Origin of the sequence: Paraburkholderia sp. MM5496-R1 (genome assembly GCF_050436205.1) — a bacterium.
Lineage (GTDB): Bacteria > Pseudomonadota > Gammaproteobacteria > Burkholderiales > Burkholderiaceae > Paraburkholderia > Paraburkholderia tuberum.
This window is the reverse complement of record NZ_JBNDLT010000001.1, coordinates 1,119,992-1,144,301: the sequence shown is the minus strand read 5'-3', so window position 1 is coordinate 1,144,301 and position 24,310 is coordinate 1,119,992. Positions and strand designations below refer to the sequence as shown.

19 protein-coding genes and 1 pseudogene are annotated in these 24,310 nt (G+C 65.9%); 8 read left to right on the top strand and 12 right to left on the bottom strand.

Features of this window, described 5'->3' with window-relative positions:
• Positions 1-224: 224 nt before the first annotated feature.
• Positions 225-959 carry an ABC transporter substrate-binding protein gene (locus OKW38_RS05585; protein WP_429360379.1) on the top strand — a complete coding sequence of 245 codons (735 nt, stop codon included), beginning with the start codon at positions 225-227 and terminating at the stop codon, positions 957-959.
• Positions 960-1,066: 107 nt separating this feature from the next.
• On the opposite strand, the gene OKW38_RS05580 is transcribed toward OKW38_RS05585, so the two are convergent.
• From OKW38_RS05580 to OKW38_RS05570, 3 genes are all read right to left on the bottom strand, one after another.
• Positions 1,067-1,483 carry an organic hydroperoxide resistance protein gene (locus OKW38_RS05580; protein WP_429332506.1) on the bottom strand — a complete coding sequence of 139 codons (417 nt, stop codon included), beginning with the start codon at positions 1,481-1,483 and terminating at the stop codon, positions 1,067-1,069.
• Between the two features lie 233 nt (positions 1,484-1,716).
• Positions 1,717-3,021: a cation:proton antiporter gene (locus tag OKW38_RS05575; protein ID WP_429360377.1), complete on the bottom strand. Its 1,305-nt coding sequence runs from the start codon at positions 3,019-3,021 to the stop codon at positions 1,717-1,719.
• A gap of 330 nt (positions 3,022-3,351) precedes the next feature.
• Positions 3,352-5,418 carry a protein-L-isoaspartate(D-aspartate) O-methyltransferase gene (locus tag OKW38_RS05570; RefSeq protein WP_429360375.1) on the bottom strand — a complete coding sequence of 689 codons (2,067 nt, stop codon included), beginning with the start codon at positions 5,416-5,418 and terminating at the stop codon, positions 3,352-3,354.
• Positions 5,419-5,673: 255 nt separating this feature from the next.
• Here OKW38_RS05570 and OKW38_RS05565 point away from each other — a divergent pair, with 255 nt between their 5' ends.
• Complete coding sequence (locus tag OKW38_RS05565) at positions 5,674-6,201, top strand: CinA family protein (RefSeq protein ID WP_429332509.1); 528 nt, start codon at positions 5,674-5,676, stop codon at positions 6,199-6,201.
• Positions 6,202-6,215: 14 nt separating this feature from the next.
• Entirely contained in the window at positions 6,216-7,076 is an 861-nt protein-coding gene (gene nadE, locus OKW38_RS05560) for an ammonia-dependent NAD(+) synthetase (RefSeq protein WP_429360373.1), read from the top strand.
• A 15-nt stretch (positions 7,077-7,091) separates the two neighbouring features.
• Here the strand turns inward: nadE and OKW38_RS05555 are convergent, their stop codons facing one another.
• From OKW38_RS05555 to OKW38_RS05520, 8 genes are all read right to left on the bottom strand, one after another.
• A complete protein-coding gene (locus tag OKW38_RS05555) occupies positions 7,092-7,370 on the bottom strand; it encodes a DUF2934 domain-containing protein (protein ID WP_429360371.1) in 279 nt (92 codons plus the stop codon).
• Positions 7,371-7,475: 105 nt separating this feature from the next.
• Positions 7,476-8,837, bottom strand: coding sequence for a c-type cytochrome (locus tag OKW38_RS05550; protein WP_429360369.1), 1,362 nt, complete (start codon positions 8,835-8,837; stop codon positions 7,476-7,478).
• A complete protein-coding gene (locus OKW38_RS05545; protein ID WP_429360367.1) occupies positions 8,834-9,784 on the bottom strand; it encodes a cytochrome c oxidase assembly protein in 951 nt (316 codons plus the stop codon). Before OKW38_RS05545 ends, OKW38_RS05550 begins: the two co-directional genes overlap by 4 nt.
• Positions 9,781-10,110, bottom strand: a complete 330-nt coding sequence (locus OKW38_RS05540; protein WP_429332513.1) for a hypothetical protein — start codon at positions 10,108-10,110, stop codon at positions 9,781-9,783. Before OKW38_RS05540 ends, OKW38_RS05545 begins: the two co-directional genes overlap by 4 nt.
• A gap of 14 nt (positions 10,111-10,124) precedes the next feature.
• Positions 10,125-12,752 (bottom strand): cytochrome c oxidase subunit I, encoded by a 2,628-nt coding sequence (gene ctaD / locus OKW38_RS05535; RefSeq protein ID WP_429360366.1) that lies wholly within the window; start codon positions 12,750-12,752, stop codon positions 10,125-10,127.
• The gene (gene coxB / locus OKW38_RS05530) at positions 12,749-13,825 is read right to left on the bottom strand and encodes a cytochrome c oxidase subunit II (protein ID WP_429360364.1); all 1,077 of its coding nucleotides are present in this window, start codon (positions 13,823-13,825) and stop codon (positions 12,749-12,751) included. The genes ctaD and coxB overlap by 4 nt, the downstream gene beginning before the upstream one ends.
• A 328-nt stretch (positions 13,826-14,153) precedes the next feature.
• On the bottom strand, positions 14,154-14,426 hold the full coding sequence (locus OKW38_RS05525) for a DUF6723 family protein (protein WP_090811724.1): 273 nt from the start codon (positions 14,424-14,426) through the stop codon (positions 14,154-14,156).
• A gap of 317 nt (positions 14,427-14,743) precedes the next feature.
• Positions 14,744-15,304 carry a hemerythrin domain-containing protein gene (locus OKW38_RS05520; protein WP_429360362.1) on the bottom strand — a complete coding sequence of 187 codons (561 nt, stop codon included), beginning with the start codon at positions 15,302-15,304 and terminating at the stop codon, positions 14,744-14,746.
• Positions 15,305-15,446: 142 nt separating this feature from the next.
• On the opposite strand from OKW38_RS05520, the gene OKW38_RS05515 reads away from it, so the two are divergent.
• The 3 genes from OKW38_RS05515 to OKW38_RS05505 all read left to right on the top strand — a co-directional run bounded on the left by OKW38_RS05515 (position 15,447) and on the right by OKW38_RS05505 (position 22,008).
• Positions 15,447-16,526 carry a glycosyltransferase family 4 protein gene (locus OKW38_RS05515; RefSeq protein ID WP_429360360.1) on the top strand — a complete coding sequence of 360 codons (1,080 nt, stop codon included), beginning with the start codon at positions 15,447-15,449 and terminating at the stop codon, positions 16,524-16,526.
• Between the two features lie 305 nt (positions 16,527-16,831).
• Positions 16,832-17,821 carry a chemotaxis protein CheB gene (locus OKW38_RS05510; protein ID WP_429360358.1) on the top strand — a complete coding sequence of 330 codons (990 nt, stop codon included), beginning with the start codon at positions 16,832-16,834 and terminating at the stop codon, positions 17,819-17,821.
• A 104-nt stretch (positions 17,822-17,925) separates the two neighbouring features.
• On the top strand, positions 17,926-22,008 hold the full coding sequence (locus tag OKW38_RS05505) for a CheR family methyltransferase (protein ID WP_429360356.1): 4,083 nt from the start codon (positions 17,926-17,928) through the stop codon (positions 22,006-22,008).
• A 56-nt stretch (positions 22,009-22,064) separates the two neighbouring features.
• On the opposite strand, the pseudogene OKW38_RS05500 reads toward OKW38_RS05505, so the two are convergent.
• Positions 22,065-22,490: pseudogene (locus tag OKW38_RS05500) on the bottom strand (phophatidylserine decarboxylase associated domain-containing protein); the annotation flags it as partial.
• A gap of 115 nt (positions 22,491-22,605) precedes the next feature.
• Between OKW38_RS05500 and OKW38_RS05495 the strand changes: the two are divergent.
• Both OKW38_RS05495 and OKW38_RS05490 read left to right on the top strand, forming a co-directional pair.
• A complete protein-coding gene (locus OKW38_RS05495; RefSeq protein WP_429332838.1) occupies positions 22,606-23,313 on the top strand; it encodes a PIG-L deacetylase family protein in 708 nt (235 codons plus the stop codon).
• Positions 23,314-23,369: 56 nt separating this feature from the next.
• A complete protein-coding gene (locus tag OKW38_RS05490) occupies positions 23,370-24,302 on the top strand; it encodes a glycosyltransferase family 2 protein (RefSeq protein WP_429360354.1) in 933 nt (310 codons plus the stop codon).
• The last annotated feature ends 8 nt before the right edge of the window (positions 24,303-24,310 follow it).

Genomic DNA, 24,310 nt, shown 5'->3' with positions numbered 1-24,310 from the left:
ACGCTGGCGGGTGAAAGGGCGAGGGGACGTGGCACGGATAACTGGCGTCCCCCGCCCTTGCAATGATGCTTCCTGCTGAACTTTTGGAGCGCGAGCGCAACGAAGAAGTGTCAGAAGCAACGGGCGAGCATCTGTTGCATACTCTCAACGCGCTATCCCGCATCAGCGAAATCCTTGGACCCTGAGACTTCGCTCGCCCCAACGCCATCGCCACGAGAGCCGTTATGACCATCGATCCCTCCGTCGTCGCCGCATTCACGCCCACGGGCAAGCTGCGCGCGTCGATCAATCTCGGCAATCCAATCCTCGCCAATCGTCACGCCGACTCCGGCGAGCCGTTCGGCGTATCGATCGATCTCGCGCGCGCGTTCGCCGCGAAACTGGGCGTCGAACTGGAGCTGGTCGTCTTCGATACGGCCGGCAAATCGGTGCAGGCCGTCGGCGAGGAGCGCGCGGATTTCGGCTTCTTCGCGATCGATCCGTTGCGCGGCGAGACGATCGCGTTCACAGCGCCGTATGTGTTGATCGAAGGCTTCTACCTGGTGCGCGACGACTCGCCGGTACACTCGAATCAGGATGTGGATCAGGCGCACAACCGGGTCGTCGTCGGCAAAGGCAGTGCATACGATCTGTTTCTGACGCGCGAGCTGAAATCCGCGCAAATCGTGCGCGCGCCGAGCTCGCCGAGCGTCGTGCCGACGTTTATCGAGCAGCATCTGGAAGTGGCGGCAGGCGTGAAGCAGCAACTCGAGGCCGATGCGAAGCAAACTCCCGGTCTGCGGTTGCTAGACGAGCGCTTCATGGTGATCCGGCAGGCGATGGGTGTGCCGAAGAGCCGCGGCGAAGCGGCGGCTCACGCGCTGTGTTCGTTTGTCGAAGAGATGAAGGCCTCGGGCTTGGTGGCGCAATCGCTCGCGCGGCACAAGATCGCGGGAGCGTCGGTTGCGCCTGCGGCGTAGCGGGCCGCACGAACCCGACACCGCGTAGCTTTCGAAGCTGCTGGCATGGCAGATACGCGGGGCCGCGCGATGCTTCGGCGCGGCCCCGCCACCACCCTCAGCGACGCTCAAACGAGCGTAGTCTGCACATCCACATTACCGCGCAACGCCTTCGAATACGGGCAGGTCAGATGCGCTCGCTCGATCAACCCGTGCGCCACGTCACGCTCGACACCGGGAAGACTGACGAACAGACGCGCCTGAAGGAAATAAGCGCCATCGGTGGTGCCGAGATCGATCTCCGCATCGACGCTGGTATCGGCCGGCAACGACAGGTGCAACGCGCGCGCCGCCAGCCCGAGTGCGCCGATGAAACACGCCGACCAGCCCGCGCCGAGCAACTGCTCGGGATTCGTTCCACCCCCCGAGGTGCCGGGCGGCGACAGCTTGATGTCGAGACGGCCGTCCGAGCTGCGCGCGGCGCCTTCGCGGCCGCCGGTCGTATGGGTTTTGCCGGTGTACAGCACTGCTTCGATGCGGGTCATGGTGGCTTACTCCTGCTGATCCAGTGATATTCAGGTCTGCAAATCCGGGCTCGAACTTGCGGTGCACGTATTTGAACGGGCCGACGTATCTCGTATGTGTCTGGATCAACGGGTTTGGTAAGCGCACGTATCCCCGGGCCGCGCGGATACATTGCGATACAAGGAGCGGCAAACGGGAGCCAGGCGGAGCGCGGCGCGACAACTCACGCGCGCCATCGCGCCCGTCGCTTCATTCAGCGACGCCGGTCGAAATACCGCCGCAACAGATAGTTCGCGGTCGAGCCATGCAGCAGCACCGACAACACGATCGCATCGAGCACGGCGGGCAGCAGCGGCGTCATCGCGCCACGCACGTATTCGAGGCCGAACATCAGGTAGTAAAACGCGCCGACGCCGCGAATCCCCATCCACGCCATCAGATGCCGCTGGCTATTGTCGATGCGCGCACCCATCATCGCGACGACGACGGACAGCGGCCGCGCGACGAAAAACAGGAACACCGCGGGCAACACGGCGCGCAGATCGAACATCTCGCGCCAGTGCGCGGACACGACGCAGCCGATGATCAGCATCAGCGACAACTCCGCGAGTCGCTCCATTTCGCGCATGAAGCCCATCATCGATTCGGCGAGGACCGCATGCGCCATTTCTGGATCCTGGGCGACATCGACCTGTTCGCCGTGCTGCACCTCGTCGAGCACTTCCGAGGGATTCTTGTCGCCCGTCGCACGCAGTTCCTCGTGACGGACGGCGACGCCCGCCACGAACACCGCGACGAACGCATACGCGTGCAGCAGCAGCGACGCGCCGTACGACGTCGACATCAGGCCTAGCGCGAGAAACCCGTCGAGACCGATCGCTTCGCCGTAGCGGGTGCGCAGAAAAAAGATCGCGCGCGCGAACACGATCGCAAACACGCAACCGATCACGAGCGCACTGACGATCCCCCACAGCACCGAGCCGACGAAATGCACGCCACTGCCCGAGCCGAACAGCCTCGCGCCGGCAAGCGTCAGTCCCAGCACCGCAAACGGATAGGCGGCACCGTCGTTCAGGCCGCCTTCGCCCGACAACGCGAACCGCACGGGCTCGTCGTCGCCAGCTTGCGTCACGCGCAGCTCGTTGGCGAGCACCGGGTCGGTCGGCGCGAGCGCGGCCGCGAGGAACAACGCCGCGCCGTCCGCGCGTCCGGTCACCAAAGCGGTGAAGCCGAACATCAAGGCGACGGTGAAGAGCATCGCCGGGCCGCCGAGCCGCAGCGGCAACAACCACAGCGGATTGCGCAGCCGCACGCGCAGATGCATGCCGATCGAAAACAACGACACGACGAGCCCGACTTCAGCCAGCGTCGCGAGCAACGCGGTATTGCGGAGCAGATCGACCCCGACGAGCCCGGACACGGCCGGCCCGACCGCCACGCCGACCAGCAGATAGATCATCGCGCCGGTCAGCGGCAAGCGGCGGATCGGCCCGCGCGCGACGGCCATGAACGTGAGCAGCGCGCCGATCAGCAGGAACCAGACCGGTTCGTCCTTCATGGCGGAATCGCGAGCACGCGCGGCGGTGGCGGCAGCCAGGCCGCGTCGCCGCTAGCGCGCACTGCTCGCGCCATGCCGGCGGCACTGTCCGTGCTGAACCGCTGCCTGGTTCGCGCGCCCCGCATGTTCACGGTTCGCCTGGTCGCGGCTCAGCTCGCCGGGCGCCTTGCGCGCAGACGACGCCACTGGCGACACCCGACATCGCGGCGATGGCAAGGCGCTGTACAACCTTGTTCATGAGCGACCCCTCGGTTCGGACCAGCTGGAATGCACTGTCCGTTCCGTTGCAAGCCGCGTTCCTCGCCTGAGGCGTGAGCGTGCCGATCGCCCTCACACACCGAATGGAAAAGTCTCCGCCGCGTGGTTCTTTTCGTCGGCGGAAACGGGCAGCGCGCTCACCGCGCTCGTGCGATCGAACCACACGAACGCATCGAACTGCTCGGCCAGCGACGCTTGCGCGTAATGGCTATACCGCTCGGTCCCGGGACGGTAGATGACGCCGATGAAGCGCTCCAATAGCGGCGCGCGCAGCCGTTCGCGCAGCGTGTCGTGCATGCCGGGCCGCAGGTCGAGCAGGAAGCGCGGGAGACCCGTGCCGTGCATGCTGAATTCGACGCTGCCCTCGAGCGAGGGCTGCACGGTTTTGACCTCCATCGGTCCGCCCCAATCGCTCGCCGCGGCGACCGTGCCGCTGTGCGTGCCAAACCCGATCAGCGCCGCCGCGTCGCCGAACTGCGCGCGACACAGCTGGCCGAGGTTGATCTCGTCCTGCATGCGGCCCATCTGCGTGGCGCTCGCGTCGCCGATATGCGAGTTGTGCGCCCACGCGACCAGACGCGCCTGCGGCCCGCGGCTGTCGAGCGTATGACGCAGCGTGTCGAACATATGCGTGTCGCGCAGATTCCAGCTTTGCGGCCCGCCGTAGTACATCGCGCGATAGTAGTGCTCGGCGACCGCCACGAGCCGCGCGTTCTGCGCCGCGTCGAGGAAGCGCTCGCCTTCTTCGCGCGCATACTCGAGCCGGCTTTTCAGCAGATCGCCGAGTTGCGCGACCACGTGTTCTTCGCACTGCGCGTAGCCGCCGCTCAACGCGGCGCGTCCATATACGGCCGGATCTTTCTGCCACGGACTGAGGCACCCATAACGCTCGCGAGCGATGCGCGCCGCGGCAGGGTCGACGCTGTCGAGATAGCGCAATACCGCGTCGATCGATTCGGAAAGGCTGTAGATATCGAGCCCGTAAAAGCGCGTTTCGCGCTCGGGGTGCGCGGCGTTGTGCGAGCGCAGCCACGCGACCAAGCCCATGAAATCGGTGTTGCGCCACATCCAGGTCGGAAAGCGGCGAAACGGTCGGGACCGCCCGCTGGGCATCGGCCGATCGCGCACATGCCGGTCGACGATCGCGGCGTCGGGCCAGTCGGCCTCGACCGCGATCATCGAAAAGCCGTGCTGCTCGACGAGGCGCCGCGTGATCGCCGCGCGCGCACGGTAGAACTCCGACGTGCCGTGACTGGCCTCGCCGAGCAGCACGACGCGATGCCCGGCGAAGCGGTCGAAAAATGCCGCGAATTCCGCGGAATCGATGTCGGGCAACGGTTCGGCCGCGTCGCGAATCGCGAGTTCGAGCGCGGCCGGCCTAGGCGCGGCCGGCCTAGGCGCGACCGGCATAGGTGCGGCCGGCGTAGGCGTGAGCGGGATGGGCGTGGACGTGGATGCAGGCCGCAAATCCGCGCGCGCCGCGCCGCCTGGCTCCGGCCAGCCATCGTCGCCGACGAGCGGCACGAAGCGCACGTCGCCGAACGCATCTTCGTCGTAGTCGTGTTCGTCGCGCCGCACGATCTTCACGAGCCGCTGACGGCTCTGACTGCTGCCGACCGGCATCACGAGCCGTCCGCCCACGGCGAGTTGCATGCGCAGCGCTCGCGGCACACGCGGTCCGCCCGCCGCCGCGATGATCGCGTTATAGGGCGCATGCGCGGCAAGACCTGCGGTGCCGTCGCCGACATGCACTTCGACGTTCTCGTAGCCGAGCCGCTGCAAGCGCTCGCGCGCGCCCTCGGCGAGGCTCGCGTCGCGTTCTATGGAATCCACCCGGCCCGCGATCTCCGCGGCGATCGCGGCCGCATAGCCGGAGCCCGTGCCGATGTCGAGCACGCGATCGCCGGGCTGCAACTCGGCGGCCGCGAGCATCTTCGCGACGATGTACGGCTGCGAGATCGACTGCTCGCCGCCGATCGGCAGCGGCGTATCGTCATACGCGAATTCGCGCAGATCGGAGGGCACGAACGCCTCGCGCGGCACGCGCCGCATCGCTTCGATCACGTAGTCGTCGCGCACGCCGCGTTGCACGATCTGCCGTTCGACCATCCATGCGCGCGCTTCGTCGAAATCGCTCATCGCCGCCTCCTCGCGAATGCGCAGCGCTGCGCGCGCTCCGCACTTGCCACGGGGCCGCGCGCGAGCGCACTGCTGTTCCACGCTTCAGCAACGAGCATACCGCCAGCGGGGACCGGTGGCGATGCGCGAAACGTGAAGCCGCCGTCACGCGCCCGCGGTCCGCGAGCGCGGACCGATATTTGCTGCGGTTCCGGCGCGAGCGCTTGAGCGAACAAAACGCCGGTCCGATTGCGTCGCACGACAAGGGCGAAAATCATGAGCATTCCCATGCAGGTCGTATCCTTCCTCAGCTCGCGAGGTCTGAAGCTCGCGACCGCCGAATCCTGCACCGGCGGCCAGATCGCGTCCTATCTCGCGAGCGTGCCGGGCAGCGGCGCATGTCTCGACGTCGGCTTCGTCAGCTACTCGCCATCGGGCAAAGCAGGGTTTCTCGGTGTGCGGCAAAGCACGATGAAGCAATACGGACTCACCAGCGAAGCGGTCGCGCGCGAAATGGCCGAGGGCGCGTTGCGCCAGGAAGGCTGCTGCGCGGACATCGCGGTATCGAACACGGGGCTCGCCGATGGCGGCGCGCATGGCGGCTCGGATGACGATCCGCCACAGGGCACGCAATGCTTCGCGTGGGCGTTCCGGCGGCCGGGCGATCAGTTCGTCACGTTCGCCGAGACGCGGCGCTTTTCGGGCGACCGCAACGACGTGCGTTCGGCCGCCGCGCTGTATGCGCTGTCGCGCGTCGAGCATTACTTCGATCAACTCCCGCGCATCCAGCGGGACCATCATTGAAGAGAGACCGAACGATGAATCTGCAATCTTCCTTCGACGCCAACGCCTGGCAACAGGCAGTGATTGACGAACTCGGCGTCGAGCGTGATTTCGACGTGGCCCGCGAACGCGAGCGGCGTGTCGCGTTCCTCGGCGACTACCTGGCGTCGCAAGGCCTGCGCACCTACGTGCTGGGCATTAGCGGCGGCGTCGATTCGTCGACCGCGGGGCGCCTCGCGCAGCTTGCCGTCGAACGTCTGCGCGCCAGCGGCTACGAAGCCCGTTTCGTCGCGGTGCGTCTGCCGTTCGGCAGCCAGCGCGACGAAGAGGACGCCGCGGCCGCGCTCGCGTTCATCCGTCCGGACGAAACGCTGACGGTCAATATCAAGGAGCCCGCCGACGCGATGCTGTCTTCGCTCAAACGCGGCAACGTGCAGTACGTCGACGACTTTCAGGAAGACTTCGTGCTCGGCAACATCAAGGCGCGGCAACGCATGATCGCGCAGTACGCGATTGCGGGCGCGCGCGTCGGCGTGGTGATAGGCACCGACCACGCGGCCGAATCGCTGATGGGCTTCTTCACGAAGTTCGGCGACGGCGGCGCCGATATCCTGCCGCTCGCCGGTCTGACGAAGCGCCGCGTGCGCGCGCTCGCGCATGCGCTCGGCGCATCGGAGCGGCTCGTCAACAAGGTGCCGACCGCGGACCTCGAATCGCTGACGCCGCAGAAGCCGGACGAGGACAGCTACGGCATCAGCTACCAGGACATCGACGACTTCCTCGAAGGCAAGCCCGTCAGTGAAGAAGTCTTGACCACGATCCGCCGCTTTTACATGGCGACGCGCCACAAGCGCGCGCTGCCGGTCGCTCCGACGCCATCGTCGGCGTCGGTCTGAAAGCGCGGCGCCCGCTTATCCGGCGCGCGGACGTTTGGCGCGCTTCGGCTGTTCGATGTCCTCGCCGGGCATTTCCTGCAGTTGCTGTTCGGGCGCGATGCGCGAGCCGCGGTCGCGATCGGCGGACTGATCGGTCGGCTCCTGCGGCGCGGCAGCCTCATCGACCGCGCCTTCCGCCTCGATCTGTCGGCGCGCTTCTTCCCAATGGTCGTCGGCCCTGCCTTCCGGCGACGGATCGTTTTCCCAGATTTGATACGCCCGCGTGCGAATGCGGGCTTCGAGTTCCTTGTCCATGTGTCTCTCCGTGAACGTGAGCGATGCAATACGGCGCCACGCGCGCCGTGCCCGAATGACGGCGAGCGACAGGCGAGCAAGGGTTGTTCCGCGCGGCGTGTGCTGCTATTTGTGCAGCTCGTTTCGCAGCGTCGCGACGTCGTTGGCGGTGACGGACTGCGCGTTGTTGCCCCAGGCGCTGCGGATATACGTCAACACCTGCGCGATCTCGACGACGGCGAGGGTCGGCGCGAACGGCGGCATCGACTGACGTGACGGACCGCTTCGCGTTGCCGGACTGTTGCCGCCTTCGACGAGCAGCCGGATCAGCGACGTGGTGTCTTCCGCGATCACCGAAGGGTTGCCCGCGAGCGCCGGGAACACGTTCGGCACGCCGCGCCCATCCGCGCGATGGCAGCTTGCGCAGAAAGACTGGTAGACGTTGAAGCCGACGCTCAGCGAGTCGGGCACGCGGCTGCCGTTCACGCTAGAACGCGCTGGATCGGCGCCGTGCGTATAGGTGCCCGACGGCTGTTGCGCGGGCAGCGACTTCAGGTAATGCGCGATCGCATGCAGATCGTCGTCGGTCAGATACTGCGTGCTGTCCTCGACCTGTTCGACCATGCTGCCGTACGCGACGACGCCCGCGCCGTGGCCGGTCTTCAGGAACGCGGCGATGTCCGCGGCGGTGAGCCGGCCGAGTCCTGAGCCCATGTCGCCGGTCAGGTTCGGCGCGAACCAGTGATCGTTGACGCCGCCCACCAGATAGTCGCTCGACGACTCGTCGAGGCCTTTTTCCTGGTAGAACTTGCCGCGCGGCGTATGACACGCGCCGCAATGTCCCGGGCCTTGCACCAGATACGCGCCGCGATTCCATATCGCGTCGCTTTGCGGACGCGGCACGTATGGCTGCGACGGCACGAAGACCATCTGCCAGAAGCGCAGCGCCCAGCGCTGGTTGAACGGAAACGCGACGTCCGAGCGCGGCGTGGGTTTCGCGACCGGCGCGATGCCGTGCAGCATGTATAGGTAAAGCGCGTGCACGTCCTCGTCGCTGAGCTTCGAGAACGACACGTATGGCATCGCCGGATAGAGCCGCTTGCCGCCGCGCGCGACACCTTCGCGCAGCACGCGCTCGAAGTCCTGGTACGTGTAGCGGCCGATGCCGTACTGCGGGTCCGGCGTGATATTGCTCGACATGATCGTGCCGAACGGCGAACCCATGCCAAGGCCGCCCGCAAACGGCGCACCGCCCTGCGGCGCGGTGTGGCAGCCGGCGCAATCGGCGACTTTCGCCAGGTACTCGCCACGCGCGAACTGGGACGGCTCGATGCTCGCCGCGTCGCCCGAAGCCTGCGCGTCAGTGCTCGCCGCCGACGCATCCGCCGCGATCGATCCACCGATGAATGCGCTCGCCGACAACCCGACGCACAGCGCCAGCAACGCACCCGCTGCCGCCGCTCGCGCCGCGGCATGCCTTCGCATCATGGCGCGCCCTCCCCGCGGGCCCGCGCCGCGTCGTACGTGAATGCCGGCTGCCGGTCCGCGCGGCTCAGCCAGCGCGCCGCGACGAGCAGCCCGCCAGCCAGATAGGCCATCGCGCCCGGCACCCACATGATCAGTCCGCCCAGTTGCTGATCGTGCAGGGGATTGATGCCCAACGCCGCGCACGGCTCGATATACGACGGATACCAGAGGCCCGGCGCAAGCGTGATCAGCGCGCCGAGCGCACTCGTGTGAACCATCGTCGTGAACAGCGACAGCATCGCGTGGCCGCCGTTGCCGCGGCGGGCGCCGTCGCCTGTCACGGTCCACCAGAAAATCAGCGCACTCAGCAAAAAGCTGGCGTGCTGCAATGTATGCACGGTCGGATGCGCAAGCGCGGCCTCGAACAACGTCGGCGCATGCCACGCCCATAGAGCGGCGGCGTGCAGCACCCACGCGACCAGCGGCGCGGTCAGCCAGCGCCACGCGCGCGCGAACGGGCGAGCGCGCACCGTCCGCCCGACCGCCAGCCGCGCGCGCCGCGGCAGCGCCCACATCCATACGGCAAGCGGACGCCCCGCCACGCACAGCGGCGCCGCGATCAGCATCATCGATTCGTGCTGCACCATGTGCGCGGAAAACAGCGCCCCGGACAACGTATCGAGCGGGGACATCAACGCGAGCACGAGCGCGCTCCAACCGCCGGCGAAGGCCAGCAGATGCAGCGTGCGCGCGCCGACCCCGCGCCGCCGTGCGCGCGAGCGGCGCCGCAGCCGCGCATAGCCGATCAGATACGCGCCGATGCTGAGCGCCAGCAACGCGACGACCCACGGCTCGAAGCTCCAGCCGAACGACAAGGTCGCGCGATCGGCGTCGGACAGCACATGCGCGGCGGCCGTCGTGCTGGGCAGCCAGGCCAGGCATGCGGCCCAATGGATGTGCCGTGTCATCGGCAAGCGGGCAGCAGCCATTGCGGGAACCACATCGCGAGTTGCACGAGTGCGGACAGCGCACCGACGATCATCGCCATCAGCGCGAAAAAGCCGGCGCGCGCGTCGCGTCGCGCATAGGCGGGCTCGCCGGGCGAGCGTTCGGCACGCCAGCGTCCGTATGCGAGCCACGCGGCAAACGCGCAGAACGCGAACGCCGCCGCGCTGACCGCGTGCATCGGCCATGCGGCGCCGCTCGCGCAGGCGAGCCGGATCAGCGCATAGTCGATGCTCTGGGTGGCGAGCACCGCCGTGGGTGCCGCGAGCAATCCTAGCCAGATATCCATCGGCACCTCACGAATCACCCATGCATGCGCGGCGCAACGTACAGCACCGCATAGATCGGCAGCCAGCTCAGCACGACGAAGTACCAGTAGATCGCGTTTTCGCTGGTGTCGAGCAGCCGTTTGCCCTCGAACGGACCGGTCTTCAGCAGTAGCGCGAGCACGGCTGTATCGACGGTATCGGTCACGAGGTGCGTGGTATGCAGCCCGAGCAGCAGCCACACGATCGAGCCATATGCATTCGCGTACCACATCACGTTCAGCGCCGTGAACTCGAAGCCGCGCACCACGAGGAATGCCAGCGCGAACGCGAGGCACACGCTGAGCCACAAGCACGCGCGAGCGCGCTCGCCACGCTCCGCCGCGCGCTTCGCGAACTGGTTCGGCGCGAGGCTCAGCAGCAGGATGGCCGTGTTCAGCGTGCCCCACAGCAAAGCGGGCGGCGGCGCGTGCAGCGGCCACGCCGCGTTCACGCCGCGCAGATAAAAGTACATCGCGACCGCGATCGCGAACACAGTGCCTTCGATCGCCATCAGACCGGCGGTCGCCCACCACATCGGGCTGCGATGGCTGAAGTCGAAGCTCGGCAACGCGCGCACATCGAGGGTCGAGACGGTGCCCGCCGGCGCGTCGTCGGACTCGGCAAGCGTGCGGATTTGCGGCGTTTCGTGCTGCGCCGTACCGCCGCGTGGCGACGGCCAGCGTTCGAGCGCGCGCGCCAGCGCATTGCTCGCGCGCGTTGGCCAGAACCACGCGATCATCGCCGCGGCGACCGGCACGGTGCCCCACCATACGGCCGTCGGCGTGAAGATCGAACCGATAAAGAAGATCGTCGTCGCGACAGCGCTCACAAACGGCCAGATCGACGGCGTCGGAAACAGCGGGCGGGTTTCGGCGATCGCATCGAGCGCGCTCGTCGTCAGCACCTCGCGCGCGCCGGCCGTGAGACCCGACACCGACGCCGGCTGCCGCGACGGCTCCCACAGCGGATGGCGGCCATGCACGATCGGCAGCACGTCGAAATTGTGCGGCGGCGGCGGGCTCGGCATGCTCCATTCGAGCGTGCCGCCGCCCCACGGATCGGCCGACGCAGCAGCGCCCCGCCGACGGCTGCGCGCCACATTGACGAGGAACAGCAAGACGCCGACGCCCATCAGATACGCGCCGAGTGTCGCGCTCAAATTCAGCGGCCCCCAGCCGAGCCCGGCGGGATAAGTCCAGATGCGCCGCGTCATGCCATGCAGGCCGAGCCAGTGCATCGGGAAGAACGTCACGTTGAAGCCGATGAAGAACAGCCAGAAATGCCAGCGCCCGAGGCGCTCGCCGAGCATGCGTCCGGTGATCTTCGGAAACCAGTAGTAGAACGCGCCGAACAGCGGAAACACCGCGCCGCCTATCAGCACGTAGTGCAGATGCGCGACCACGAAGTAGGTGTCATGCACCTGCAGATCCAGCGCGACCGAGCCGAGCATGATGCCGGTCATGCCGCCCAGCACCAGGATGAAGAAGAACGCGAGCACGAACAGCAGCGGCGTCCGGAGCCTGAGCTTGCCGGTCAGCAGCGTCGCGAGCCAGCAATAGATCTGAATGGCCGACGGTACCGCGATCAGCACGCTTGCCGCCGTGAAGAAGCTCTTGCCCAGTTCGGGCACCGTGGTCGCGAACATGTGATGCACCCAGAGTCCGAACGCAAGGAACGCGGTCGCGATCAGCGCGAGCACCATCGCCGGATAGCCGACCACCGGCCGGCGCGAAAAGGTCTCGATGATCGACGACATGAAGCCGAGTGCCGGGATGAAGATCAAATAGACCTCCGGGTGTCCGAAGAACCAGAACAGGTGTTGCCACAGCAGCACGTCGCCGCCGAGCGACGGGTTGTAAAACTGCGTGCTGACCAACCGGTCCAGAATCAGCGCGGTACTCGCGAGCATGACCGCGGGCATCGCGAACAGCACCATGAACTGCGTGACGAGCGTCGCCCATGCGAACAGCGGCAGCCGGTTCAGCGACATGCCGGGCGCGCGCATTTTCAGAATGGTCGTGATCAGCACGATCGCTTCGAGCAGCGCGGACAGCTCGGTGAACGTGATCATCTGCGCCCAGATATCGGAGCCTTTGCCCGTCGCATAGTCCGGGCCGGCCAGCGGCACGTAGCTGAACCAGCCCGAGCGCGGCCCCGCGCCCATCGCGAACGCAATGTAGAGCGTCAGTCCGCCGAACAGGAACACCCAGTATGCGTACGCATTCATGCGCGCAAACGCGACGCTGCGCGCGCCGATCATCAACGGAATCAGGTAACCGGCGACCGCCTGCATCACCGGCACGGCGAACAGGAACATCATCGTCGTGCCGTGCATCGTGAACAGCTGGTCGTAGAAGTCGGGACCGACCACGTGGTTGTTCGGCCGCGCGAGCTGCGTGCGCATCGCGAGCGCGAGCAACCCCGCGAGCAGGAAGAATACGAACGTCGTGACGATGAAGCGCCGCGCGATCGTCTTGTGGTTGATTGCGGACAACCAGCCAATCACGCCCGGCGGATCACGCCACGTGTCGGCGAGCAGCGCGCGCGTATCGGCGGGCGCGTGGGGGCCGTCCTTGATCGCGAGGTCGACGTGCAAGGCAGGCGGGCGTTCGAGCGTGCTCATCGTAGGGTTCCGAGCCAGGCGACCAGCGCTTGCCGGTCGGATGCGGGGAGCGGCACGGTCGGCATCGTCGTGCCCGGCTTCAGCGCGTTCGGATCGCGGATCCACGCCGCGAGGTTCTGCTGCGTGTTCGGCAGCACGCCCGCGGCGATCGTCTGCCGGCTCATCAGGTGCGTGAGGTCTGGGCCGAGCGTGCCCTGCGCCGACGTGCCGCGCACGGTGTGGCAGTTTGCGCAGCTCGACTGCTCGAAGATCTGCAGGCCGCGTCGAGCGACCACGTCGGTCGGACTGAGCGCCGCCGTCACGGCGGGCGTGGCCTGCTGCATACGCCAGTGCGCGTAATGTTCGGGCGTGTCGGCGGTCACGAACATCGCCATCCATGCGTGCTCGGCACCGCAATATTCGGCGCACTGGCCGCGATAGACGCCGGGTTTGTCGACGCGGAATTCGATCGTCGAATCGATGCCCGGCAGCATGTCCTTCTTGCCGTGCAGATTGGGCATCCAGAAGCTGTGGATCACATCGCTCGCCTTCAGCGCGATGACGACTGGCCGCCCCGCGGGCACGTGAAATTCATTCGCGGTCGAGAAGCCCGGCTGTTGCGCATCGCCAGGATAGTCGACTTTCCACCACCACTGCTCGCCGGTGACTTCGAGATGCAACGCGTCGTCGACCGGCAAGCGTGACAGCGCGCGATCCGTCAATACGTCGGCGACGATCAGCCCCAACAGCAGCGCGACCGACGCGACGCTGACGACGGCGACCACGCGCTGCGTTCCGCGTTCGTGCGGCTGCGCGAGTGACGCGTGCTCGACACCTTGCGCAGTGTCGCCAGTATTGCCGCTCCTATCGGTGCGGCGAACCAGCGCAATCAGTGTCGCGAACAGCACTGCCGCGAACACCGCGCCGCACACGATCAACGACAGGTGCCACAGCCGCAGAATGTGCGCGGCCTGCACGCCGGCCGGATGCAGCGCATCCTGCGGCGGTTGCTGTGCGCAAGCGCCGCGTGCCACGCAGGCGAGCAGTATCCGCACGCCACGCCGCGCGAGGAGCGAAATGCGATGAGAAGCCATAGGTCCGATAGGTCCAGCGAGATAGATCATGGCGCACACAGCAAGCGCCGTTCCAACGACGACAGCTGCAAAGCAACGGCCGATGCTCGACCGGTGGCCAATCCTGGCATCTCTGGACATTCGAGGGGAGCCGCGATGACGACGTCAGAAGGAATACGGCGGACACGCAGGTCCGCGGTGTGCCGGTCGCGGACTGGCACACGCGTCAATTGGGGATGCAGTCGCCAGGCGATAGCGCCACGCGCGCCGATGCCGGCGTGTCGTCGACGATCGACGCGATCCGGTCACCATCGCGGCCGGATCGCTGAGCGCGGCACGGGCCGCGCGCTTACATCTCGGGACAGGCAAGGTCGGCCGCGACGATCCGCGCGCCGTATTCCTCGGCGGCGAGCCGCGCTTCCTCGATACTGTCGAACGGACCGACAGCGGGTGCGCCATCGAAAGGGAACAGTCGGCGGCCGTCCACCTTACGGCTGACCAGTAGGTCGGCATAGAATCGTCCATCGGCGCTGCGTCGCGCGGTGACGAAGATCGAAAAGTCGTCGCGCGACAGGATCGCCGCCGGCGAGTATTGGATCAGTTTCAGCTTTCTCCTGGACATGTCACTCCCCGCTGCATTAGGCGATCCTGTTATGCCCCTTCTGAAACCGATGTTAATGGAGGTGTAAAAGGGCGCGTTCGTCCATAAGCGTCGACTTATGGACTTCCCTATCGTGGCGACGCTTCAAATGGATCAGCGTGACTGGCGCGCGCATTTCAAGGCTCCAGCTTTACCTTGATCCACCCGGCTCGCGCCGGTCGAACTCGCGGTAGGCCCTCCGTGCCGCAAATCGCGCTCGACGTGAGCCGCACGAGCGCGTCGGTCGGCTGCTGCAACTGCCATCATGCACCTCCGATGTTCGATGGCGCTTGCGCCCATCAGGTCTTGTCGCCGACCGCGCGACTGCCCGCCTGATCCAGCCTGGCCTGCAGCGTGCGCTTGCGCGCCGCGATCTTTTCACCGAGCGCGGCGAGATCGCAGCCGGTGCGCCGCAAGGCCGGAAAGAGTTCGCGTTCCTCCTCCTCGACGTGATGCCGCACGAGCTCGGACATGACCTTGAACGTCGCGTCGAAGCCTTTGTCGCCCGGCTTCAGCGTCTCGAACTTCGCGATCAGCGTTTTCACCAGAAAATGCTCGACGTAGGCTTCATCGACATCGAGCTTGTCGTCGTCGGGCAGCGCCTGTTGCGCGGCCGGATACAACAGCTCTTCCTCGATGATCGTGTGCATCGTCAGCTCTTCGCACGCGCGCTGCGTCAGCGCGGCTTTGGCTTCGAGCGTGTCGCGCTCGTCGCCGCGCGATTTGCCGAAGGCGTCGAACAGTTTTTCCACGGCGCGGTGATCGGCCTTGAGCAGCGCGAGCGCATCGGGCGTGCTCGCGGTGTCGCGTCGAGCGGTGGGCTGCGTGTCGTCGGTAACGGCTCGCGTTGCGCGGTTCATGGCGGCTCCTTCAATCGGTCAAGTGCCCGCATCGAGCAAACGCCATACCGCGCCAACGGTCCCGCGGCGGTACGTCACTTGCTGCTGGTGGTCCGGCGCGGCATGTCGCGCGCTAACCTCTCCTTCCTCTTCTCAACGACTGATGAGAATCGCCCAGATCGCTCCGCTTTACGAAAGCGTGCCGCCGTTCGCGTACGGCGCCACCGAACGCGTCGTGTCGTATCTGACCGAAGAGCTGGTCGCGCGCGGCCACGACGTGACGCTCTATGCGAGCGCCGATTCGACGAGCGCCGCGCGACTCGTGCCGATCTGCCCGCGCGGTCTTTGGCGCGACGCGAACGTGTGGGACACGCAAACCCATCACGTCAGGCAGCTCGCGCGCGTGATTCGCGACGCGGACCGCTTCGACGTCGTCCATTTTCACGGCGAGCCGCTGCATTTCGCGTGGGCCGAGCGCCTGCCATGCCGTACGCTGACGACGCTGCACGGCCGTCTGCTGCTGAACGATCATGGCCCGCTGTTTCGCGAATTCGCGCGCGTGCCGGTGGTGTCGATTTCCGCGAGTCAGCGCGGGCCCGTGTCGTGGGCGAACTGGCAGGGCACGGTCCATCACGGACTGCCGCTCGACCAGTTCGAATTTCAACCGATGGCCGGTTCCTATCTGCTTTTTCTCGGCCGCATGATGCCGGAGAAACGTCCCGATCTCGCGATCGAAATCGCCCGGCGCAGCGGCTTGCCATTGAAGATCGCCGCGAAGATTCATCCCGGCGAACGCGACTATTTCCGCGAACGCATCGATCCGCTCTTGCGCCGCTCTGGCGCATTCACCGAATACCTTGGCGAAGTCGGCGGCGGCGCGCGCCGGCAATTGATCGAGAACGCGCGCGCGTTGCTGCTGCCGATCGAATGGGACGAGCCATTCGGCATGGTGATGATCGAGGCGATGGCATGCGGCACGCCGGCGATCGCGTTTCGCCGCGGCGCGGTGCCCGAATTGATCGAAGACGGCGTGAGCGGCCTGATCGTCGATAACGTGGACGAGGCCGTGCAAGCGGTTGCGCGCATCGACAGCATCGAGCGCGGCGCGTGCCGCCGCGCGTTCGAGCGCCGCTTCACGGCCGCGCGCATGACCGACGACTATCTGACGATCTACGACGCGCTGCTCGCGCACGACACGAGCGGCCGCCCGCGAGCAACGGGCAGTCAGCCCGCGCCGGTGTAATTGCGTTAACCGGACCGCCCGCGCGGCGCACCTCGGCTTCGCGGGGCGTCCGGCTTTGCATCACCGCGAGGGTCGCTGCGGCAGTGTGATGTTGCACGACATTCGTCATATGCATTGTGCGAGCTTCGCGCGGCGCTTGCGGCCCGCGTGCCTGGATTGTGGCGGAGGCTGAAAACCGCCGTCGCCAAAAGAACGTTTTTACCGGCAACGCCCCAAAAAATGCAGCGACGGCATATGGCTTGCTCGTTTGTTTGACTAACAGGAAAGGTCCGCTTTCACGCCTGCTTCCACGTCCCGGAGCCCCCTTGACCCACCGCGACTTCATCGTAATCGGCACGTCCTCGGGAGGGGTCGATGCGCTGCGTTCGCTTGCCTCGCAGCTTCCCGTCGATATGCCCGCCAGCATCGCCGTCGTGCTGCATATCGGCGCGCATGGCAGCATGCTGCCCGCGCTTCTGAACCAGGCCGGACCGCTACCCGCCAAGCACGCACAGGATGGCGAACATTACGCGCCCGGCAGAATTTACGTGGCGCCGCCCGATCGGCACCTCGTCGTCGAGGATGGGCTACTGCGGCTTCTGCACGGCGCGAAAGAGAACTTCGCGCGCCCGGCGATCGACCCCCTCTTTCGCACTGCGGCCACGCAGATAGGGCCACGCGCGATCGGCGTGATCCTGACCGGCCTGCTCGACGACGGCACCGCGGGCCTCGAAGCAATCCAGGCGTGCGGCGGCGCGACGCTGGTCCAGGACCCGGCCGACGCGTTCGCGAGCGAGATGCCGCAACATGCATCGCCGTTTGCCGACCACGTGCTGCCGCTCGATCAAATGGGGCAATGTTTGGTAAAACTGACCGGCGGCAACGCCAGCGCGCCGGGAAAAAACGGCCGTGCGCGGCGCGAGGCGACCGATCGCATCGTTCTCGAACAAGACGCGTGGCTGGCCGGCACCACGGCATTCGAAGCAATCAGGGGACTCGCGACGCCCTCGACTTTCACATGCCCCGAATGCAACGGCACGCTGTGGCGCATGACCGGATCGCGGGTGATGCGTTATCGCTGTCATACCGGTCATGCATATTCGGCCGCGTCGCTCGGCGACGGCCGCATGACGGATGCCGAGGACTCATTGCGCAAAGCGCTGCGTGCGCTGCGCGAGCGCGAAATGTTCAGCCGCGAGTTGCGCGACCATTTCGCCAAAACCGGAGATACCGCCGCCCAACAGCGCGAGGAGGATAATGTGCTGCGCGCGAGGCACGCGGCCGAACTGCTGCAGTCGATGCTGATGGAAAAATGAGTGCAATGCGGGATAATAACCGTCCGAGCCAGCAGGAAATGGGCTCGTCGCCCTATAAAAATCCACCGCTGAACACTATCCTTTCCAAGAAGGGACACGCAGCCATGTCAAAGAAGCGAGGGCAAACTCTGCCTAGCCAGGCACTCTATCCGATCGTCGGTATCGGCGCATCGGCGGGGGGGCTTAACGCGCTGACGGAGTTCTTCGAGGCGCTGCCCGCGCACACGTCGATGGCCTTCGTCGTGGTCGTTCACCTGTTGCCGGATCACGAAAGCAATCTGGCCTCACTGCTGCAGAAAGTCACCAGCATGTCCGTGCAGCAGGTCACCGGCCCCACGCCGATCGAATCGGACCACGTCTATCTGGTCGCGCCCTCGTTCGAGATGATCATGGTCGACGGCTACCTGCGCGTCACGCGGAAGCTGCCCGAGGAAGGACGCCGCGCGAGCATCGATCTGTTTTTCCGCACGCTCGCCGAGGCGCACCGCGAACGCGCGATAGGCATCGTGATGTCGGGAGCGGGCTCGGACGGCTCGGTCGGCTTGTCGCGCATCAAGGAAATGGGCGGCATCACGCTCGTGCAGGACCCTTCCGAGGCCGAATACGACAGCATGCCGCGCAGCGCAATCGCGACCGGCATGGCCGACTTCGTGATGACCGCGGCCGAGATGCCGCAACGGCTGCTCGATCTGTGGTCCACCGCGCGAGAAATCCATCTGCCGGCCGCGGAGGCGGACGAGCCCGAGGAAGACACGGTCAACGAGTCGGCCGAGCGCGCGCTGCGCGAAATCATGGTGATTCTGCGCACCCGCACCGCACACGATTTCCGACATTACAAACGGGCTACGGTTCTGCGGCGTATCGAACGCCGGCTGCAAGTCAACGGCATTACCGACCTGCAGGTGTATCGCGATTATCTGCATCTGCACCCTGAAGAAACCCAGGCGCTGTTGCAGGACATGCTGATCAGCGTCACCAATTTCTTCCGCGACAAGGAAGCGTTCGACGTGCTCGAACGTGAAGTATTGCCGCCCCTGTTCGAAAACCGCGGCGAACAGGACCGCATCCGCGTGTGGTCGGTGGGCTGCGCGACGGGCGAAGAAGCCTATTCGCTGGCGATGCTGCTGCAGGAACGCTCGCTGAAGTCGCCCGAGGGCGTGTCTTTTCAGGTATTCGCGACCGACATCGACGAGCGCGCCATTTCCCTCGCGCGCGCCGGTGTGTACCCGGACTCGATCTCCGCCGACCTGACGCCGGCGCGCATCCGCCAGTTCTTCACGAGGGACGCCGCGCATTTCCGGATCAAGAAAGAGCTGCGCGAGCACATGCTGTTCGCCCACCACAACGTGCTGAGCGACCCGCCGTTCTCGCGGCTCGACATGATCTGCTGCCGCAACCTGCTGATCTACCTCGACCGCGAAGCGCAGATCGAAATCCTGAAGATGTTCCACTTCGCGCTGCGGCCCGGCGGCATGCTGTTCCTCGGCAGCTCGGAGTCGGCCGACGGCGTGAGCTCGATGTTCACCGTGGTCGACAAGCGCAACCGCATCTATCGCGCGAACATGGCGGTACGCAGTGACACGCCGCTGCCGATCGCGATTTCCGGCACCATGAGCTCGCGGCCTGTCGTGACCACGGTGCAGCCGCCGGGGCGCCGTCGCTTTTCGTTCGGCGATCTGCATCAGCGGCTCGTCGAGCAATATGCGCCGCCCAGCGTGCTGGTGAGCCGCGAATCCGAAATCGTTCATCTGTCCGATCGCGCCGGGCGTTTTCTGCAGTATTCCGGCGGCGAGCCCTCGCACAACATCGTGGCCGTCGTGCGTCCGGAACTGCGGCTGGAACTGCGCACCGCGATCTATCAGGCCTTGCACACGAACCGCAGCGTCGAAGCGCGCCGCGTGCGCATCGAGCGCGATGGCGGGTCGTACTTCGTCAACATGACCGCGCGGCCCGTGCACGATCCGGAAGCGAACGCGGACTTCGTGCTGGTGCTGTTCGACGAGGTCGAGGACAGCGTGGCGAACGCCGAAACGGCGCCGGCCGACGTGCAGAAAGACCCGATCATCACTCAGCTCGAACGGGAACTGCAACGCACGAAGGAACAGTTGCAGTCCACGATCGAGCAGTCGGAAACCTCAACCGAGGAGCTGAAGGCATCGAACGAGGAATTGCAGGCGATCAACGAGGAACTGCGCTCGGCGACCGAGGAACTCGAAACCAGCAAGGAAGAGCTGCAATCGATCAACGAGGAGTTGACCACGGTCAACGCGGAGCTGAAGTCGAAGGTCGAGGAAACCGGCAAGATCAACGACGACTTGCACAACCTGATCGCCGCGAACGACATCGGCACCATCTTCGTCGACCGCAACATCTGCATCAAGCGCTATACGCCGCGCGCAACCGACGTCTTCAGCATCATTCCGTCGGACATCGGCCGCTCGCTGCTCGACATCACGCACCGCCTCGAATACGACAAGCTCGCCGACGACGCGGCCGAGGCATTCGACTCGTTGCGCCTGATCGAACGCGAGCTGAAGAGCAACGACGGGCGCTGGTATCTCGCGCGCTTCGTGCCTTACCGCACGACCGAAGACCGCATCGACGGCGCGGTGCTGTCGTTCATCGACATCACCGGGCGGCGTCAGGCGGAAGACCGGCTGCGCGAAGGCGAGCGCCGCATGCGCATCGTCGCGGAAAGCACGCGCGACTACGCGATCATCACGTTCGACGACAACGGCGTGATCAACAGCTGGAACGCGGGCGCGGAACGGATTTTCGGCTATACGGAAGCCGATATGATCGGCCAGTCCGCCGACATCCTGTACACCGAAGAGGACCGCGCCGACAACGTCGCGCAACGCGAGTTCGCCGAAGCGCGTCTGAATGGCCGCGCCGAAGAGGAGCGCTGGCATTTGCGCAAGGACGGCACGCGCTTTTTCGCGAGCGGCGTGCTGTCCCGTCTCGACGAACCGGGCATCAGCGGCTTTGCGCAGATCACGCGCGATCTCGGCGAATATGTGAATGAACCGACCTCGGGACGCGGCACCCATGTCGAATCGCTGCGCGCGGCAAGCGAGCGCGACGCGCAGCGGCGCCGCGACGAATTTCTCGCGGTCGTGTCGCACGAGCTCAAGCATCCGCTGAACCTGATTTCGGCCAGCGCCGAGCTGATCGCGCGCGCGCCGGAAACGCGGCAGAACCTGAACGTGTCGCGCGCGACCGATACGATCCGCCGCACCGTGTTGGGCCAGGCGCAAATCATCGACGATCTGCTCGACATTTCGCGCGTGCGCACGGGCAAGCTGTCGGTCGTGCGCACCGTGGTCGACATGCGCGAGATCGTGCAGCGCGTGTGCAGCGCGGTGCAGGACGATACGGCGCAGCGCGGCGTCGCGTTGAGCGTCGACATCACCGATGCGCCCGTGATCATTCACGCGGACCTCACGCGGATCGAGCAGATCGTGTGGAATCTGATCAGCAATGCGCTGAAGTTCACGCAGCGCGGTTCGATTCAGGTGTCGTTGCAGGTCAACGACCACGCCGAGGCCGTGCTGCGCGTCAGCGATACCGGCATCGGCATCGAGGCGTCGCTGCTGCCGCATATCTTCGAGATGTTCCAGCAGAGCCGCGATCCGGGCTTGCGCCGCGGGGGCCTCGGCATCGGCCTCGCGCTGGTGCGTGATCTGGTCAACCTGCACGGCGGCGCGGTGCGTGCGGAGTCGGACGGCGTCGGCCGCGGCGCGACTTTCACGGTGACCCTGCCCACCCACCGGCTCGCCACCCGCACGAGCGCGGATATCGAAGTCACCGCCGAGCCGTTGAAAGGCACGCGCATCCTGATGGTCGACGACGACGCCGCGACCGTCGAAACCTTCAAGCTGCTGCTGGAAAGCGAGGGCGCCGAAGTGCGGACCGCGACGAGCGGCGAGGAAGCGTTGACGATGATCAACGGCAACGCGCCCGATATCATCCTGTCCGACATCGGCATGCCGGGCATGAACGGTATGGAGTTCATCGGCAAGCTGCGCGGCATGCCGACGATGAAGTCCGTGATCTGCGTCGCGGTCAGCGGCTTTGGACAGCAGGCGGACGTCAGTGCGGCCGAACACGCGGGCTTCGACGCGCACCTGAAAAAGCCGGTGGTTCTCGAAGACCTGCTGAACATTTTCGCGCGGCTGCGCGGCTGAACTAGCGGCTTGACGGGGCGCAACGCATCTATCCGTTGCTTTGCGACGACGACGCGTTGCGCGAGGCCGATCCGTTTGTCGGCCTCAGGGCTGAACCAGCCGTCGGGCGACGACGTATTTAAATGCGCGCGTGAATGCGGGCCGCTCAGGAAGCCACACCAGCAGTTCAGCACGTGCTTGAGTTGCGCGTTGAGCGCCGGGTCGCGAAACAGCGCGTAGCCGGACGGCATGCACATCGGCCAGTCGAGCACCGCGTTCAGCGGACAGTGAATCAGATCGGATTCGCTGAACGGCGGTGCGTAGGTCATCAGGTAGTCGACGATCGTCATCAGTTCGTCGATCGATGCATAGCCGAGCACGTAGCCCGCCTCTTGCGCCTGAATGATGGCCCGCGTCATATCCATGCGCAGCACCGGATCGCCTTCGATCAGCGCCGCGAGTTCTTCAACGGCGCGCGTGCGCGTGGTCGGGCGGTTTTGCAGGGGGGCTCATAGTTGAAGTGGCAAGCGGTAGTAGAACCGCAACCGGAGCAAGTGCTATTCCCGCACCGACCCTTCGCGCACCGCGCCGGCGGAATGCAGCTTGCTACTCCCCGGTATGGAATCGGACCAGCGCTTGCTCGTCATCTCACCGCATCTCGACGATGCTGTCCTCAGCTGCGGACTTCTGATCGCCGCGCATCCCCGCACGGTCGTCTGCACGGTTTTCACCGCGCCGCCCGCCGAGAACATGACGACCGATTGGGACCGCGCGGCCGGTTTCGCCGACGCGTTCGAAGCGATGCGGGCGCGTCAGGCGGAAGACCGGGAGGCGCTGGGGTTGTTGTCGGCGATTCCCGTGCATCTGCTGTTTCGCGACGCGCAATACCACGCATCGCCTGATGCGGACGAGCTGATCACCGCGTTGAACCACGCTGTTTCCGAAACAAAACCCACGCTGATCGTGATGCCGTTGGGCCTGTTCCATTCGGATCACGTTCTCGTGTCCAATGCCTGTCTCGCCCTGATGCGGCGTCAGCCAGCCACGCAGTTCGTCGCGTATGAAGACGTGCCCTACCGGCGTATGTCCGGCGTCGTGCAAGCGCGCCTGTGCGACCTCGCGAAACGCGGCTACGCCGCCCAGCCACCGCACGCGTTCGATGCGCCCGGCACCATGCAACACGAGCGCATGAAGCGTGCGGCAATCGACGCCTACCGCAGCCAACTGCGCGCATTCGGTCCCGAAGGACAGGCGAACCTCTTTTCGCCTGAACGCTGTTGGCAGCTTGGCTGCGACGAATCGGCTCCAACTACGCAAAACGCGTGACGTACGGCACGAGGTTTGCTGCGTCGTCGCAGTCCAACGTTGAACGATTGCACAGCATGCAAACCAAAGCCCCCCACCCGCGTATTTCGGTCGTCGTTCTCACGTATAACCGTGCGGGCGAATTGCTCACTACCCTGGAACGTCTGCTCGCGTTGCCCGAAAACCCGCCGATCATCGTCGCCGACAACGGTTCCACCGACAACACGGTCGCACTCGTCGAAGCGCGCTATCCGAGCGTTCGCGTCGTCGAATGCAACGGCAATCTCGGCGCGGCAGGGCGCAACCACGCGGTCGCGTGCGTCGAGACCGACTATGTCGCGTTCTGCGATGACGACACCTGGTGGAGCCCGGGCTCGCTCGAACGCGCGGTGCAATTGCTCGATGCATGGCCGCGCGTCGGTGTGCTGAATGCGCGTGTCGCGGTCGGCGCGGACAACACGACGGATCCGACCTGCGCGTTGATGCGCGCAAGCCCGCTCGGCCGTGTCGGTCTGCCGGGACCCTCCTTGATCGGATTGATGGCGGGCGCGTGCGTGTTTCGCGCGGCGCTGTATCGCGAGATCGGCGGCTATGAGCCGCGTCTTTTCATCGGCGGTGAGGAAGCACTCGTTTCGCTCGACGTGCTCGCGTCGGGACATGCGATCGTCTACTGCGAGCAGTTGACGCTCCATCACCATCCGTCGCCGGGGCGCGACAGCGCGTTGCGCCGTCGCATGCTCGCGCGCAACGCCGCGTGGGTCGCATGGCTGCGTCTGCCGTTGGGCGAAGCGTTGAGCGCGACTGTGCGCGCCCTCGACGTATTCGCGTGGGAAGGCACGCTGATGCGCGACGGCACCGAATTACTGGCCGGGCTCGCGTGGACCGTGCGAGAACGCCGGGTGGTCCCCCGGTCGATCCTCGCGATGCGCGACCGCGTGCGCGCGGCCGAGCGCAATCTCGACGCGTCCGCAACGACGACTGTTGGTGGCAAGTTCGACGCGTCGATCTGAGACCTCGC

Bases quoted from the DNA above. Each gene is read 5' to 3' on its own strand.
- OKW38_RS05565 (WP_429332509.1), top strand. From the start codon at position 5,674: ATGAGCATTCCCATGCAGGTCGTATCCTTCCTCAGCTCGCGAGGTCTG.
- OKW38_RS05550 (WP_429360369.1), bottom strand. From the start codon at position 8,837: ATGATGCGAAGGCATGCCGCGGCGCGAGCGGCGGCAGCGGGTGCGTTG.
- nadE (WP_429360373.1), top strand. From the start codon at position 6,216: ATGAATCTGCAATCTTCCTTCGACGCCAACGCCTGGCAACAGGCAGTG.
- OKW38_RS05545 (WP_429360367.1), bottom strand. From the start codon at position 9,784: ATGACACGGCACATCCATTGGGCCGCATGCCTGGCCTGGCTGCCCAGC.
- OKW38_RS05580 (WP_429332506.1), bottom strand. From the start codon at position 1,483: ATGACCCGCATCGAAGCAGTGCTGTACACCGGCAAAACCCATACGACC.
- OKW38_RS05525 (WP_090811724.1), bottom strand. From the start codon at position 14,426: ATGTCCAGGAGAAAGCTGAAACTGATCCAATACTCGCCGGCGGCGATC.
- OKW38_RS05540 (WP_429332513.1), bottom strand. From the start codon at position 10,110: ATGGATATCTGGCTAGGATTGCTCGCGGCACCCACGGCGGTGCTCGCC.
- OKW38_RS05505 (WP_429360356.1), top strand. From the start codon at position 17,926: ATGTCAAAGAAGCGAGGGCAAACTCTGCCTAGCCAGGCACTCTATCCG.
- OKW38_RS05575 (WP_429360377.1), bottom strand. From the start codon at position 3,021: ATGAAGGACGAACCGGTCTGGTTCCTGCTGATCGGCGCGCTGCTCACG.
- coxB (WP_429360364.1), bottom strand. From the start codon at position 13,825: ATGGCTTCTCATCGCATTTCGCTCCTCGCGCGGCGTGGCGTGCGGATA.
- OKW38_RS05495 (WP_429332838.1), top strand. From the start codon at position 22,606: ATGGAATCGGACCAGCGCTTGCTCGTCATCTCACCGCATCTCGACGAT.
- OKW38_RS05515 (WP_429360360.1), top strand. From the start codon at position 15,447: ATGAGAATCGCCCAGATCGCTCCGCTTTACGAAAGCGTGCCGCCGTTC.
- OKW38_RS05520 (WP_429360362.1), bottom strand. From the start codon at position 15,304: ATGAACCGCGCAACGCGAGCCGTTACCGACGACACGCAGCCCACCGCT.
- OKW38_RS05585 (WP_429360379.1), top strand. From the start codon at position 225: ATGACCATCGATCCCTCCGTCGTCGCCGCATTCACGCCCACGGGCAAG.
- ctaD (WP_429360366.1), bottom strand. From the start codon at position 12,752: ATGAGCACGCTCGAACGCCCGCCTGCCTTGCACGTCGACCTCGCGATC.
- OKW38_RS05490 (WP_429360354.1), top strand. From the start codon at position 23,370: ATGCAAACCAAAGCCCCCCACCCGCGTATTTCGGTCGTCGTTCTCACG.
- OKW38_RS05570 (WP_429360375.1), bottom strand. From the start codon at position 5,418: ATGAGCGATTTCGACGAAGCGCGCGCATGGATGGTCGAACGGCAGATC.
- OKW38_RS05555 (WP_429360371.1), bottom strand. From the start codon at position 7,370: ATGGACAAGGAACTCGAAGCCCGCATTCGCACGCGGGCGTATCAAATC.